Below are 15,184 nucleotides of genomic sequence, written 5' to 3' on the forward strand. Positions count from 1 at the left end.
CAATAAAACAACACAGGTGCCATAAAAATGATCTTCAAAACGCCAACTCTAAAACGTATCACGCTGAGTGCCTTGATTTTACCGTTGAGCTTATCGGCTCTACAGGCGCATGCCGACTATCCTGAACGTCCGATTCAGATGATCGTCCCCTGGGCTGCCGGGGGAGGCACTGACTCGATTGCTCGAACGATTGCGGTGGCACTCGAGCAGGAGCTCGGGCAGCCGGTCAATGTGGTCAACCGTGCCGGTGGCGGCAGCGTCGTCGGTCATACCGTCCTGGCCAATGCGGCCCCGGATGGCTACACCATCGGCATGATGACCGGTGAGATCAGCATGATGCACTGGCAGGGCCTGACAGCTCTCGATTATGAAGACTTTACTCCCATCGCCCAGGTCAATTATGACTATGCGGGGGTTCAGGTCAGCGCGGACTCGCCCTACGATAACCTGGGGGAATTGATCGACGCTATTCGCTCCCAGCCAGAAGGCACCTTCAAAGCCTCTGGCGTTGGTCAAGGCGGTATCTGGCACGTGGCGTTTGGGGGAATGCTGGTCGACCAGGATATCGATCCGCGCTCCGTGCGCTGGATTCCCAGTGAAGGGGCCGCGCCTGCGATGGTCGATCTGGTGGCTGGTGGTATCGATATCGCGCCTACGTCGGTACCCGAAGCACGCGCCATGATCGATGCCGGGCGTGTCAAAGCACTCGCCATCATGGCCCCTGAGCGTAATCCCGTTTTCCCAGACGTTCCCACGCTGAAAGAGGAGATCGATTCCAATTACACCCTTGGCGAGTGGCGCGGCATTGGCGGGCCTGCGGGCATGGACGAGGAGGTCGTTGCGACGCTGGAAGCCGCCCTGCAAAAGGCCTTTGTTAGCGATATCTATCAAGACTTTATGAGGCAGCAGGGGTTCGGCGCGGTATGGCGCAATTCAGCCGACTTCACGGACTTCATGCAAGAGACCGATGCCTTGATGGGCAATGTCGTCGATAACCTTGGACTCAAACGCTAGGGTATCGTCGCCATGCTCAATCGCTCTTCGCAAACGTTCGGTGAGTGTTGCGCAGGGGGAGTGGTAGCGGCGTTGGGCCTCCTCATTGTCATGGAGGCTCAAGGCTTTCCCACCTTGCCCGGCCAGCGCTACGGCGCCGCGCTGTTCCCGCTCATCATCGGCTTTGCCATGATCGTGGGTGGCATTTGGCTGGCGTTGACCAACCTACGCCCTGTCATGCAGCGCTTCACCACTCCGCGCCCAGTGAAGCTCAAAGCGGCAGCTTTGAGCTTCCACCGCCTGTTCTTACCCGTCTGGCTGGTCATTGGCTATCTGTTATTGGCCGACACGCTGGGAGCGCTTCTTACACTGGCGCTTCTAGTCGCTGTGCTCATGCTATTGAGCGGCGTACGGCCCTGGTTGGCGCTGGTGATGGCACTGCTGACGGCGGCAGCGATCTGGGTCGCTTTCGTTTACATGCTCAGGGTGCCTTTACCCCTGGGTACGGTCTTTAACGGGTAATCTTATGGACGCCATTCTCAGTGGTGCCGGGCTGGTCTTCAATCTGCAAACGCTGGTCGTGATTCTGGCAGCGGCGGCCTTTGGTATGTTCGTCGGGGCCATTCCCGGGCTAACGGCGACCATGGCCGTGGCGCTGCTGGTGCCGGTCACGTACTTCATGGAGCCCATCCCGGCCATCGCGGCGATGGTCACCACCGCTGCGGTGACTATCTTTGCCGGCGATATTCCCGGTGCTTATCTGCGCATCCCCGGCACACCCTCTTCCGCAGCCTATGTGGATGAAGCCTATGCATTCTCACAAAGAGGCAAGGCCAGTGAGTGCCTGGGTATCGCACTTGTGTGTTCGGTCATAGGCGGTATCGTCGGCACCCTGGTGTTGATCTTCGTGGCGCCCTATCTCGCTGAGTTCGCGCTCAATTTCAGTGCGTTTGAGTACTTCTGGTTAGCGCTGCTGGGCCTGAGCTGTGCGGTGTTCATATCACCGGGTTCGCACTTGAAAGCGGTGCTATCGCTCTGCATAGGACTCTCTCTGGCAACGGTGGGGCTGGATTCGACCACAGGGTCGCCGCGCTTTACGTTCGGCGTGACGGATCTGATGGGCGGGGTCAATTTCATCCCGGTGATGATCGGTCTCTTTGCGATTGCCGAAGTCATGAGGTTCACCTCCAAGCCTGCCGATGAGCTGGCGGTTACGGTAAAAGACACGGGGAGAGTGTTTGGTGAAGTAAAGCCTGCGCTACGCCAACACTGGAAGTCCGTGCTGCGTGGTAGCGGCACAGGTAGCTTGATCGGCGTATTGCCTGGCGCTGGCTCCGACATTGCGGCTTGGGTCTCCTATGCCGTCAGTCGTAAGTTTTCGCCCACGCCAGACAAGTTCGGATCGGGTCACGCAGAAGGTATCGTCGAAACCAGCTCGTCCAATAATGCGGCGGTCAGTGGCTCCTGGGTGCCTGCGCTGGTATTCGGTATTCCCGGCGATACGATCACCGCTGTCGTGATTGGGGTGCTGTACATGAAGGGCATGAACCCCGGGCCGGCCATCTTCATGGAGGGTGGCAGTATGGTATATGCACTGTTCATGGTATTTATCATCGCTAATTTAGTGATGCTACCCGTGGGCTATATCGCTATTCGCATGGGCAAGGGATTCGTCGCCACCCCCACTCGAATCGTCATGCCGATAGTGCTGGCCTTTTGCATCGTCGGCGCTTACTCCATCAACAACTCGACGGTCGATGTCATGCTCATGCTGATGGCTGGGGTCGCGGCCTATGGGTTGGGGCGAGCAGGTTTTCCGGCAGCGCCCATCATTCTTGGCCTAGTACTGGGGGGCTTGCTGGAGAAGAGCTTCATGAGCGCGATGATACGAAGCGATGGTGATTTGCTCGCCTTCTTCTCCAGGCCTATCAGTGCCAGCCTGGGCGCGCTGGTGATCCTGATCTGGTTGTTGCCGTTATTGCTGCGTTTGATGCGACGAGTAACGGCTTATAAACAGCGGGCCGACGCGTAAAGGGCCTTTTCGAGGAGGTGAACCGGCAAAAGTCATAAAAACAAGTTTCAAATCGCCAGTAAATAGGTGTCGCAATGATGTTCGATCTCACGATCATCAATTCTAATAATTAAGGAGTTAGAGATATGAACCACTTTCAATACGCTAAACTGGGTGCACTGACCAGCGCCGTGGCGCTCTCCATGAGCTGGGGTGTATCAACGGCATTGGGTCAGACCATTTTGACCGTTACCCACTCGTCACCCGCCGACAGCCATTTCGGCGAGGCGGCCATCGCGTTCGAGCAGAGTCTCGAAGCGCAAACCGAGGGTGCCATCGACGTCGTCATCCAGCGTTTGGACAATGAGCGCGAGGCGCTGGAGAGCGTTCAGTTCGGCACGCAGGAGTGCGCCATCGTATCGGCGGGCCCGCTAGGCAACTTCGTGCCCGAAACCCGTGTGCTGGACGTACCCTTTCTGTTCGATGGTTACGAGCATGCGCGCGGAGTGCTGGACGGTGAGACCGGCCAGGAACTGCTGGCGCTGTTTCCCCGCTATGGTCTCGAAGGGGTGGCCTGGATGGAGAATGGCTTTCGCAACCTGACCACGGGTTCCAAAAGCATCGCGTCGCCGGACGATCTGGTGGGGATGAAGATCCGCACCATGGAGAACCCTATCCATATCGCGGCTTGGCAGGCGGCCGGTGTGTTGCCTACCCCGATGGCGTTCTCTGAGCTTCCGCCCGCCCTGCAGCAGGGCACGGTGGATGGCCAGGAGAATCCGATTCCGGTCATTCTGGCAAACAACCTCGATATGATGCAGCAGCATCTCTATCTGACGCGCCATGTTTACTCCCCCGGCATTTTTGCCTGTAACCCCGATTTCGTTGCGGGGCTGGACGAGCAGCAACAAGCTGCCCTCAAAACGTCCGGAGCGTTTGCGGCGGCCGCGAACCGTAAACGGGTGGAAAAGGATGAGCTAGTCGGCATCGAGACGCTACGTGACCGCGGTATCGATATCGTGGAGATCGATGACATCCAGGCGTATCGCGATGCCATGGCCAGTGCCTACGCCGATTTCGAAGCCGAGTTCGGCGCCGAGAGACTGCAAGCCATCCGAGACTGGAGCGCCGAATGAGCAGAGGCATCGCCACGATCCAGCGCATCGATCGAGGCATTGCAATGGGGGTGGCGTTAGCCGCCTCCTGCGCCTTGGCGATTGCGGTAGGCGCCAGCTTCTGGCAGGTGCTGGGCCGATTCGTCTTCCAAGCCCCGTCGGTCTGGTCGGAAGCGCTGACCCGTCTGGCGCTGGTCTGGATGGTACTGCTGGGCTGTTCGGTGGCGCTGCGGCGGGGGGCATTCGTAGCCATCGATTTAGCCAAGGTGCTGACCTCGGGCCGAGTGCGACGGTCGATCGAGCTGGTCACGCTGCTGTCCTGCCTGACGCTGTTTGCCACGCTGTTCTGGTTTGGCTGGGAGGTGGCGTCCCGCGTGCGTTTTCAGCAGATGGCGGGATTGAATATCTCGATGAGCTGGGGATACGCCGCCCTCCCGGTGGGGGCGGTGTTCGCCATGCTGGGCAGCATTGTTCACTTTATCCAGGCAGGTAAAGGAGAGCCGTCATGACCAGTGCGCTGATCACCTCCATGCTGATCCTGTTTGCGATATCGGTGCCTGTCGCCATTGCCATCGGTTTGGCCTCGATGGTTGGCTTGGTGGGCTTTACCAGCCTGCCGCTGCTCGTGGTGCCGCAGCAGATATTTATCGCGCTGGATAAATTCCCGCTGGCCGCCATTCCGTTCTTTATTCTTGCCGGCAACTTGATGGAAGTCGGCGGGCTTTCGCGCAGGCTGGTCGAGTTTGCGCGCGCCTTTACCGGCCAACTGCAGGGGGGCCTGGCCATCACCTGTGTGCTGACCTGCATGATGTTCTCGGCCATTTCAGGGTCGAGTGTCGCCACCACCTTTGCCGTGGGGGCGATACTCATCCCCGCCATGCGCGATTACGGCTATCCCATTGGCTTCGCTGCCGCCCTCATGGCCGTATCGGCGGAGCTTGGCGTGATTCTCCCACCTTCGATCCCCATGATTCTGTACGGTGTCGCCACACAGACCTCCATACCGGATCTGTTCCTCGCGGGGGTGCTACCCGGCGTGTTGATTGCCGGTAGCCTGATGGCCACCATCTTTATCTGGTGCCGGATCAAGGGGTGGGGCAAGCGCGATGGCGACGGCAGGCTCTCTCGCCTCGACGCGACCCGGCGAGCGGTCTGGTCGCTGGTGATGCCCGTGCTGATCATGGGCGGCATTTATGGCGGTGTGACCACGCCCACAGAGGCCAGCGTCATTGCCGTGGTCTATGCGCTGGTGGTTGGGCTTTTCCTGCACCGCGAAATGAGCTTCAAAGACGTTGCTCTGGCGTTTCGTAAATCGGTGGTCACCTCCGCGGTGATCATGTTCATTATCGGTGCGGCCAGTTTGATGGGTTACTTGCTGAACCGTCAGGGGGTGCCCGATGCAGCGGCGCTCTGGTTGACCAGCACCTTCGATGGCCCAACCTCCTTGATGCTGGCCATCAACTTTATGCTGTTCGTGGTGGGTATGTTTATTGAGACAGGCGCCAGTATTGTGGTGCTCGCACCGATCCTTCAGGATGCCGCACTGCGCGTGGGTATCGAGCCGGTGCACTTTGGCACCGTCATGGTGGTGAACCTTGCGCTGGGGATGATTACACCTCCGCTGGGCGTCAACCTGTTTGCTGCCGCGCAGATTGCCGGCTGTTCGGTCACGCATATGCTGAGACCGTTGCTGGTTTTCCTGGGCGTCATCATCGTCTGCCTGATGATCATCACCTTTGTCCCTCAGCTCTCGCTGTTCCTACCTGGCACGATGGCGCGTTAACAAGGCAGCTAAAGCATTCGGAGGGCGCTCTCCCGGCATAGGGGTAGCGCTCTCTGCTCACCATGAACATTGATGGGTATTTATAGATGGTCAGTTCGCTTATTGCTCAGCTCCAAAGTGTCACGGGCAAGCGCTATGTACATGTCGGCACCCGCGCCACCCATCGCTTCCGTAAAGGGTACCGTTACGGCGACGGGGAGGTGATGGCCGCCGTCGAGCCGGGCACGCTCTGGGAGCAGTGGCAAGTTTTGCAAGCCTGCGTGGACGCCGATGTCGCGATCATCATGCAGGCCGCCAATACCGGGCTGACCGGCGGTTCCACCCCTTTCGGGACGGGCTATGATCGGCCCATCGTCATCGTCAATACCCTGCGGATTGACCGGGTCGATCTGATCGACGAGGGTCGTCAGGCTATTTGCTTTCCCGGGGCAACGCTGGATAGGCTGGAGCGTGCGCTGCGTCCTATTGGCCGTGAGCCACACTCCGTGATTGGTTCGAGTTGCATTGGCGCGTCGGTGACCGGCGGTATTTGCAACAACTCGGGCGGCTCGCTGGTACAGCGTGGGCCAGCGTATACGCAGCTATCTCTATTCGCTCAGGTGACCCCGGAGCGCAAGCTGGTGCTGGTGAATCACCTGGGTATTGAACTGGGGAGTTCGACAGAAGAGGTGCTGACGCGGTTGGACAGTGGCCATTACTCACAAAGCGATATCCAGATGAGCGAGACCTCCTGGGCATCCGATCGAGAGTACAAAGCGCATGTGCGCGATATCTCAGCGTCGACGCCAGCGCGCTTCAACGCCGACCCGCGCCGCCATTATGAAGTGTCCGGCTCTGCGGGGAAGCTGGCCGTGTTTGCCGTGCGCATGGACACGTTCCCCGCCGCGTCCAACGAGCGCGTCTTCTATATAGGCACCAACGATCCCGCACAGTTGCAGCAGATCAGACGAGACCTGCTCGGCCAGTTCCAGCATCTGCCCATCGCGGGCGAATACATGCATAAGGACGCCTTCGACATGGCGCATGTCTACGGCAAGGATGTGTTTCTGTTTATCCGCCGGTTCGGCACCCTGAATGTACCGAAAGCCTTTGCCGCGAAAAGCTGGTTCGATGGTGTCACCGAGTCGCTGCACCTGGGCCGCCATCTGTCTGACCGGCTGCTTCAGGCTGCATCCCGGCTATTCCCCGAACATCTGCCACGACGCTTGCTCGATTACCGTGACCGCTACATACACCATCTGATGCTGCGCACAGGGGAAGAGTGTATCGAGGAAATGCGCGCCTATCTGGCGGAGCGTTACCCAGCCGAGCACGGTGAGTTCTTCGAGTGCACCGATGAGGAGGGCAGCGCCGCGTTCCTCAATCGCTTCGCCTCAGGGGGCGCCGTGGTGCGCTACCGAGCCGTTCATCCGCGAACGGTCGAAGATATCGTGGCACTTGACGTGGCGCTGCCGAGGGATGCCCTCGACTGGTTCGAGACCTTGCCGCCCGAGATCGAGGCGCGGATCGAGCGCAAGTTCTATGTAGGGCACTTTCTGTGCCATGTTCTGCATCAGGAGTATCTGGTGAAAAAAGGCGAGGATTGTCACGCCTTGGAGCAGGAGATTTGTGCGCTGCTCGATGCCAGGGGAGCCGAATATCCAGCCGAGCACAATGTGGGACATCTGTATCACGCCAAGCCAGCGCTACGTGATTTCTATCGGCAACTCGACCCCACTAATCAATTCAACCCCGGAATTGGTAAGACATCAAAACAGCGTGATTGGCGGTAAAACTAGCCTGCAATAAGAGCTTTCAAAAAGAGCGTAGTGGCGATGGTTCTCTGTCTTAGGAGCCAACGCTAAAATGAGTTGTTAGCTATTTATATAGCTGACGCTTATGATTATGGGTACATAAAAATAATGCTTAGGAGTTGTCATGAAGCATCTTCCACACATAGCATTAATGACATTGGCGGTGGCTGGGGGAATGGGGTTATCACCTGATATTCAAGCCAGAGTCACTGGGTTTGAAATCGGCAACACGGTCGTTGATTACGACGGTGAACGCTTTGGAGAGTCTGGTGCTTACGAGAGAATTGAGGCCGTGGCAAGCTTTGCTATTGATCCTACGAGTGCTAGAGCCAGTAACATTGCCGATTTAGAAAAAGCGCCTGTTAATGATCAAGGTGAAGTGGCCTTTAGTACGGAAGTGGTGATTCTACGACCTACTGAGCAAACCTCAGGAGTGCTTTTCTATGAAGTCCCTAACCGTGGCCGCAACTTGAGTTTTCCGTTACTTAATCTAACGAGTATCTCGGGCGACTTTGCAGTCGATGAGCCAGGTGATGGTTTTTTAATGCGCCAGGGCCACACCATGGTATGGAGTGGCTGGCAGACCGGTTTGAGCGATAGTTTGATCGAGATTGATTTGCCGGTTATTGAGGGGGTAACGGGTGAATCTCGTGAGGAGTTCGTTTTCGATAACCATGAGTCGGTAAGTGTTGCGTCCCTTACATACCCTGCTGCAGACCTAAACCCCGAACATGCCTCTCTAACCGTTAGGCCTACGCCTGATGCGCCTCGTCAAATGGTGGAGGGTTTGTCGTTTCGTTATTTGGATGAAAATCGTATAGAGATTCAGCGGCCCACTAGTATGGATGGCGGCGCTATATACGAGTTTATTTATACCGCTAAGGATGCAGTGCCCGCCGGGTTAGGGATGCTCGCGACGAGCGACTTGGTCGCCTTTCTGAGAGGTGCGCAAGGACATGATGTTGAAACACCACTGAACGATATTGAGCATACCGTGGCAATGGGGATTTCTCAGTCAGGACGCTTCCTGCGCGACTTGATATATCAAGGATACAATGCTGATAGTCAGGGCAACCGAGTATTTGATGGCGCCATGGCGCATATTGCGGGATCACGGAAGACGTTCACCAACTACCCTTTTGCTCAGCCTGGTCGCTTCTCTCGACAGCATGAAGATCATGATGCGGTAGGAGATCAGTTCCCCTTCAGTTATGTCGAGATGCTAGATCCGTTGACGGGGCAGAGCGACAGTATTTTGGCCGTCTGTCGTGAAAACAATACGTGTCCGAAACTTATGCACACCGACACGTCGGCAGAATTTTGGCAGGCTCGTGCGTCATTGGTTTCTACATCCCCCACTGGAGACCCCCTGACTATGCCTGATGATGTGCGATTATATTTTTTCGCTGGGGCGCCGCATTTTAATGCTTGGGGAGGATCGGCTTCGGCTAGTGAAGTATGTAAATATCCGAGTAATCCAATTAGTGTGGCGCCTAGCATGCGTGCGCTTGTGAGTGCGATGGAGTCTTGGGTCGTAAATGATATAGCCCCGCCAGCAAGCCGTTATCCAGGTTTGAAGGGTGATGGGCTTGTGGCGAATGAGGAGTTGAATTTGCCGCCCTTACAGGGAGAAGTGCCTAAGCCGCCTGTCAACGAGCTGTATGCCAGAAACCATACTGTGGTGCCACCTGAAGAGGGTGAACAATATTCGGTGAAGGTGCCAGAAGTGGATGAAGATGGCATTGCCTTGGGAGGCATTCGCCAACCCTATGTGGCTGTGCCTCTAGGTACTTATTTAGGCTGGAATTTGCGCGATCAAGGGTACGCAGAAGGCCAATTGTGTAACTTATCCGGCAGCTTTATCCCTTTTGCGAGTAGTAATGATGGTAGAAAGTCAGTATCAAGCCGATACTCAAGTCCTGAGTCATACTAAGAATCCTTAGGTGACGCTATAGATGAGCTAGTAGATATTGGCTTTATGCTTGAGAAAGACCGTCAATGGGTGATGGAGGATGCTCCAGAACTATAACCCGCATTTTTAAAGAGTTTTAAATGAGGTCTTTTTCCTCGCTAGTATCAATCTTCATTGATCAACAACATAGCTAAAAAAGTGGGGGCGGATAATATATCCGCCCCCACTTTTTATTGATGCCACTAATAACGTTTCACTTAGTGCGTTTGACGTACAAGCCCACCGTGCACATCACCAGCCCCACCACCGAGAGCAGCATGCCGCCATTGACTAACAGCGGCGAACGCTCCAGCCAGGAGACAAACGGTTGCGGGGTGTCTCTACAGGCACTCTCGATATAGTCCCAATGGCCGCCATCAAGCTGGCACGCGCGTACGTCGTTTAGCTCCCAGAAATACACGCCCATCAGCACAAACAGCGGCAGTACCAGTAGCAGTAATCCCAGCTTAATCATTTAAACCTCAAGAGCCGTTAAGGACGCGGGCAGTTGGGTGTACGACCATTGCTGCGAGCCTGCTCGTACAAGGCAAGTGCTTGATCCATATTACCCTGCAGCCCTTGAATGCGCTGGCCTTGGCCAGGGTGAGTCGACATCCACTCGGGGGGCGCACCGCCACCTGTGGCCGCCTGCATATTTTCCCAAAGGGTCACGCTCTCACGGGGATTGAAACCGGCTTGAGCCATGAGATCCAAACCAATCACATCGGCCTCACTCTCATGGGCCCGGGAGAAGGGAAGTACGATGCCGTACTGTGCGCCCATGCCGAGCACGCCCATGAGTTGCTGGCCACCGGCAGACTGCATGCCAGAGGTGCTGGAAATCACCGACAGGCCTAATGAGGTGGCGCTCTCGGTGGAGGCGCGCTCATTGGCATGGTTGGCCAGTACGTGACCAATTTCGTGACCGATAACGGAAGCAAGCTGATCCTGGGTCGTGGCAATATCCAGCATGCCGGTATTCACGCCCATATAGCCGCCGGGAAGCGCGAACGCGTTGGGCTGTTCGGACTCAAATACGCGAATTTGCCAGTCTAGCTGCCGCTGTTCGGCGGGGAGTTCCGCCACGATGGCATCGGCAATACACTGCACATAGCGGTGGCTGGCCTGGCCCGCCGTGGGCAGCTCCTGCTGATATTGAGTGAACGCTTGGCGCCCCATCTCATTCAATTCGCTATCAGAGAGCAACAGCAGTTGCGAGCGTCCGGTGGGCGAGGTGGTACAAGCGGCGATAGACGCACATAGTGCGGTAACAGCGAGAGGGCGAAGCCAGCGCATGAGTCGGTTTCCTTATAGACGAAAGAGTTTCTTGCACACAAGATAACCGCTGATAGCAGTAAATCAATCCCCCATCATAACCCACCTAGTGGTTGAGCATGGGTGCTGAATTGAGTCCCCTCTGAACCAAGGCTAGGCCGCAGACGATTGGCTGCAAGCTCCTAGACATAAACCCTTAGCGCTGGGGTACTAGCTGCCCATCGGCACCTACGTTTAAACGAATTGTCGGCGTTAATAATCCTGACGGTAGTTTCATACCCAACCCGCGTAGATCCCCAGGCGTGATGGCCAGTTGACTGCCAGGCGGTAGCTCGCCTTGAGACGCCAACTGGCTGGCAAGCTCCAGCATGGGGGCCAGGCGTTGGGTGTCGGTGGCGAGTACATCAAAGGCAACCGGTAGGCGTAAATTAGCATCATCGCCAGAGGTCAGCGTGACGTCCTGTTCATAGTTACCTTCCACAGGATCAACGCCCGGCATATCCAGCGCCCAGCGAAAGCCTGACATCTCCACCGGTGGCATGCCCGCAGGTAAACCCAGCCCCATGGCAATGGTGGCCTGAACGGGCAGGCTACCGGCACCAAGGCTAGACGCAATCAGGCTGGTTAAATCGCTGGTGTCTAGCCCCGCATTAATGCTGTAAGGGCCAATGCGAACATCCTCAACCCCCAGAGAGGTCACCGCCAAACGAAACGCAAACAAACCGGTTTGGGGGAGGGCGAGACAACCCGTGAGTAGGCTGGCAACGCCAAACAAGGTCAGCCAGCGCCAGTAGCGAGCAATATAAAGCATAAGATAAGAGTCCCCTTAAGTAGGACGTAAGCAGTGGGGTAACGACGCTAAGTGTAAAGTGCTGATGCAAGCTTGTTAGCTTCGGGCTAATAAGCGCGGCTATTTGAGGGCTGAAGCTATTTTCTGTCAACAGAATTTACGTGTTCAAGCGCCTATTTAAGGCTAGAACCAAAACGCCCGCTTGATGATACAAGCGGGCGAATTCAAAAGGCAGCTAATAAGGCGTTTAACGACGGCTTTTACGCGCCTCTTTGGTGCGATTAAGCTCGCGCTTTTTAGCTTTCTCTTTGTCGCTGGCGCCCGCCATGTCATCGAACGGGTTACTGCCCGAGCGGAACTCAAAGCGAATTGGCGTGCCGCGTACCTTGAGCACCTTGCGGAAGGTGTTAGTCAAATAGCGACGATAGGCTTCTGGCAACGCCTCGGTTTGGTTGCCGTGGACGACGATAATCGGCGGGTTGCTGCCACCCTGGTGAGCCATCCGCAGTTTAATGCGTCGACCGTGTACCATCGGCGGTGGGTTTTGGCTTACCGCGTCCTGTAGCAGGGTAGTGAGGCGGTTGGTCGACCAGTGGGCGTTAGCGGCGTCAAAGGCGCGATCAATCGAGGGGTAGAGATCCCCCACTGCCGTGCCGTGTAGAGCAGAGATGAAGTGCAGCTCGGCATAATCCGCAAAGCCCAGGCGGCGCTTCACTTCAGTGCGCATTTTGTCCTTGGCTTCGGTCTCCAGGCCGTCCCACTTGTTGACTGCAAGCACCAGGGCACGACCGGTGGTCAAAACGTAGTCGAGCAGGTGCAAATCCTGCTCCACCAGACCGCTGGAGCCATCCAGTACCATGATCACCACATGGGACTCTTTGATCGCATCCAGCGTCTTGATGATGGAGAATTTCTCGGCGATTTCGCGCACGTTCTTGCGCCGCCGAATACCCGCGGTATCAATCAGCACATAGGGCTTGCCGCGGCGCTCAAAAGGAATCTCGATAGCATCGCGGGTAGTGCCCGCCTCATCAAACACGACGACCCGATCTTCGCCCAGCAGGCGATTGACCAGAGTCGATTTGCCCACGTTCGGGCGGCCAATCACGCCGATGCGAACGCCTTTACTGCCGGTGTCGGCAGGAATGCTGGCATCGCGCTCCGGAAACGGTTCGAGCACCACATCTATCAGGGTGGAAACGTTGCGCCCGTGGGCGGCAGCAATTGGCCAGGGGTCGCCTAGGCCGAGCGACCAAAAGTCGCCCATTGCCGAATGCTCTTCTAACCCATCGGTTTTATTCACCACCAGCCAGGTTTTTTTCTGGTTAACCCGCAGGTGGTTGGCAATCGCTTGGTCAGCGGCGATAAGGCCGGCGCGAGCGTCGACCATAAACAGCACGATATCGGCTTCATCAATGGCGGCGAGTGACTGCTCCGCCATGGCGGCGTCGATACCTTCTTCGTCACCGCTGATACCGCCAGTGTCGATAACCGTATAGACCTTATCGCCCAGCATGCCATTGCCGTACTTACGGTCGCGGGTGAGGCCGGGAAAGTCGGCCACCAGGGCATCACGCGAGCGCGTTAGGCGGTTAAACAGCGTCGATTTACCCACATTGGGGCGACCGACTAAAGCAATGACGGGTGTCATGGAGTGACTTCCAGGGTTTCCAGGCGACCATTGTTGGCCTGAACATGAATGGTGCTGCCTTCAGTGACCGGGCGTACGCTGATGCCCGAGCTGTGCACGCGAGTGCGACCCACGATATCGCCTTCGCGAGCGTCGATCAGGTGAACATAACCTTCAAAATCGCCGAACACTAAACGGCCATCGGCGAAGGCGGGGGCGGTCAACCAACGATCTTCTAAATCGTCGTTGCGCCAAATTTCGCGGCCGTTGTTAGCGTCGAGGGCGACGACTTGGCTGTCATCGGTGACCACAAACAGGAAGTCGCCGACCAGAATCGGGGTATGGCGACTGGAGAGATCCGCTTCCCAAAGTACGTCGCCTTGAGTTGCTTCCAGCGCCACCACGCGGCCGTTATAGCTGGTCACGAACAGGCGGCCATCGGGGCTGATGATCGGCTGGCCGGAAAGATCGACCAGGCGTTCCACTTCACTACGCCCTTGGGGGGTGGCAATCTGCATTTCCCATAGCGGCTGGCCGCTGCGGTTATCCAGCGTGGCCAGGCGGCCATTGGCCAGGCCAACAAAGCTGACTGGATCAATGACCATCGGTGTACCGGTACCGCGCAGGGTGAGTGACGGCTGCGAACTGGTGTATACCCAGCGCTCTTCACCAGTGGCGCGATCCAAGGCAGTCACACGGCCATCGACACTTTGCACGACCAGCAGTTGCTGGTTGGCCTGGGGCGCGGCAAGCACTTCGCTGGATACCCGCGAGCGCCATTCTTCGCTGCCGTCACGTTGATCCAGCGTGATCACTTCGCCGTTACCGGTGGCCAGATAAACCTGACCGGCAATTGCCGTTAGCGCGCTGGAAATAGGGGTATCAAGGTCGATTTCCCACTCGACGTCGCCGCTGTTGGCATCCATCGCCATCACCACGCCTTCGACATCGGCCGCAAACACGGTGTCGCCTTCACGGGAAGGCGCGATGGGGTAACGGGCATGGCCCAGGCCATCGCCCACGTTGCGCCGCCACTGAGTTTCCAGCGAGGAGGTCTCGTCGAAACTACGCAGCTCTTTGGGGGTATAGGCAGGCTCGCCTTTACTCGCGCAACCGACCAGCAGTGCCAGCGACAGCGCGCCTAAGCTTGCGCGTACTAGCTGTTTCGTTGGGATACCAAAAGTCATTGTGTCGCCTCCTCAGCGCCGAGATCGTCAAGCTTGAACTGCACGCCGTAAAGCGGCTGGTCTTTGGTTTGAGACACTTCTAGAGCGGTTTCCCAGGCATCGCGGGCCGCCTCGGTGTCGCCTTGGGCGGCGAACGCATCGCCGCGCACGTTAGCTTTTTGGGCCGCTAGCGCATCACTAATCGGCTCGTCTAACAGCGCATGCGCCTGTTTAGGGTTACCGTCGGCAAGCTCGATACGGGCTAAACGTAGCCACGCCAAGCTTTGCACATAGCGGCGCGAGGAATCGGCTGCGCTTTCCAGTGCGGTGCGTGCTGCTTCCAAGTCGCCTTGCTGAACAGCCAAGCGGGCGTCGAGCAGCAGGGCGAGTTCGGCGTAGAGCGTATCGCCATGCTCGTCGGTCAGTTCGCTAACCATTTCCCGCGCGCTTGCTAGTTGCTCCTCGTCAAGCTCGTTGCCAGCGGTCATATTGACTAACTGCTGATAGCGCATGGAGGCCGCTTCAGCCTGGCCTTGCTGATAGTTCTGCCAGGCATTCCAGCCGAACACCCCGGCCGCCGCCAGGACAGCGCCTGCAATCAACGACATGCCGTTCTCTTTCCACCAGCGCTTGACGGCGTCTAGCTGTTCTTCTTCGCTTCTCAGCTCCACCACGGG

Annotated in this window: 14 protein-coding genes; 8 read left to right on the forward strand and 6 right to left on the reverse strand. The window is 57.2% G+C overall.

The features are described from left to right. Window positions 1-27: 27 nt before the first annotated feature. From LMS44_RS02975 to LMS44_RS03010, 8 genes are all read left to right on the forward strand, one after another. Window positions 28-1,014: a tripartite tricarboxylate transporter substrate binding protein gene (locus LMS44_RS02975; RefSeq protein WP_278370853.1), complete on the forward strand. Its 987-nt coding sequence runs from the start codon at window positions 28-30 to the stop codon at window positions 1,012-1,014. Window positions 1,015-1,026: 12 nt separating this feature from the next. Next, window positions 1,027-1,515: a tripartite tricarboxylate transporter TctB family protein gene (locus tag LMS44_RS02980; protein WP_498946774.1), complete on the forward strand. Its 489-nt coding sequence runs from the start codon at window positions 1,027-1,029 to the stop codon at window positions 1,513-1,515. Between the two features lie 4 nt (window positions 1,516-1,519). Next, window positions 1,520-3,025 (forward strand): tripartite tricarboxylate transporter permease, encoded by a 1,506-nt coding sequence (locus tag LMS44_RS02985; protein ID WP_278370857.1) that lies wholly within the window; start codon window positions 1,520-1,522, stop codon window positions 3,023-3,025. 125 nt (window positions 3,026-3,150) lie between these two features. Beyond that, entirely contained in the window at window positions 3,151-4,140 is a 990-nt protein-coding gene (gene dctP, locus LMS44_RS02990; protein WP_278370858.1) for a TRAP transporter substrate-binding protein DctP, read from the forward strand. Continuing rightward, the gene (locus LMS44_RS02995) at window positions 4,137-4,628 is read left to right on the forward strand and encodes a TRAP transporter small permease (RefSeq protein WP_176302627.1); all 492 of its coding nucleotides are present in this window, start codon (window positions 4,137-4,139) and stop codon (window positions 4,626-4,628) included. The genes dctP and LMS44_RS02995 overlap by 4 nt, the downstream gene beginning before the upstream one ends. Next, window positions 4,625-5,902: a TRAP transporter large permease gene (locus LMS44_RS03000; RefSeq protein ID WP_278370863.1), complete on the forward strand. Its 1,278-nt coding sequence runs from the start codon at window positions 4,625-4,627 to the stop codon at window positions 5,900-5,902. The genes LMS44_RS02995 and LMS44_RS03000 overlap by 4 nt, the downstream gene beginning before the upstream one ends. 86 nt (window positions 5,903-5,988) lie before the next feature. Beyond that, window positions 5,989-7,674 carry a D-lactate dehydrogenase gene (dld, locus tag LMS44_RS03005; protein WP_009288399.1) on the forward strand — a complete coding sequence of 562 codons (1,686 nt, stop codon included), beginning with the start codon at window positions 5,989-5,991 and terminating at the stop codon, window positions 7,672-7,674. 145 nt (window positions 7,675-7,819) lie between these two features. Next, window positions 7,820-9,628, forward strand: coding sequence for an alpha/beta hydrolase domain-containing protein (locus tag LMS44_RS03010; protein WP_278370867.1), 1,809 nt, complete (start codon window positions 7,820-7,822; stop codon window positions 9,626-9,628). A gap of 232 nt (window positions 9,629-9,860) precedes the next feature. Here the strand turns inward: LMS44_RS03010 and LMS44_RS03015 are convergent, their stop codons facing one another. The 6 genes from LMS44_RS03015 to LMS44_RS03040 form a co-directional block, all read right to left on the reverse strand. Continuing rightward, window positions 9,861-10,121: a hypothetical protein gene (locus tag LMS44_RS03015; RefSeq protein ID WP_039860539.1), complete on the reverse strand. Its 261-nt coding sequence runs from the start codon at window positions 10,119-10,121 to the stop codon at window positions 9,861-9,863. 17 nt (window positions 10,122-10,138) lie between these two features. After that, entirely contained in the window at window positions 10,139-10,942 is an 804-nt protein-coding gene (locus LMS44_RS03020) for a M48 family metallopeptidase (protein ID WP_009288401.1), read from the reverse strand. 175 nt (window positions 10,943-11,117) lie between these two features. Beyond that, the gene (locus LMS44_RS03025) at window positions 11,118-11,732 is read right to left on the reverse strand and encodes a hypothetical protein (RefSeq protein ID WP_009288402.1); all 615 of its coding nucleotides are present in this window, start codon (window positions 11,730-11,732) and stop codon (window positions 11,118-11,120) included. Window positions 11,733-11,958: 226 nt separating this feature from the next. Then, window positions 11,959-13,362 carry a ribosome biogenesis GTPase Der gene (gene der, locus LMS44_RS03030; protein WP_022520083.1) on the reverse strand — a complete coding sequence of 468 codons (1,404 nt, stop codon included), beginning with the start codon at window positions 13,360-13,362 and terminating at the stop codon, window positions 11,959-11,961. After that, on the reverse strand, window positions 13,359-14,528 hold the full coding sequence (gene bamB, locus LMS44_RS03035) for an outer membrane protein assembly factor BamB (RefSeq protein WP_022520082.1): 1,170 nt from the start codon (window positions 14,526-14,528) through the stop codon (window positions 13,359-13,361). Before bamB ends, der begins: the two co-directional genes overlap by 4 nt. Continuing rightward, a complete protein-coding gene (locus LMS44_RS03040; protein ID WP_027957429.1) occupies window positions 14,525-15,181 on the reverse strand; it encodes a YfgM family protein in 657 nt (218 codons plus the stop codon). Before LMS44_RS03040 ends, bamB begins: the two co-directional genes overlap by 4 nt. Window positions 15,182-15,184 lie beyond the last annotated feature (3 nt).

The sequence above is a fragment of the Halomonas profundus genome (assembly GCF_020865425.1).
GTDB lineage: Bacteria > Pseudomonadota > Gammaproteobacteria > Pseudomonadales > Halomonadaceae > Vreelandella > Vreelandella titanicae.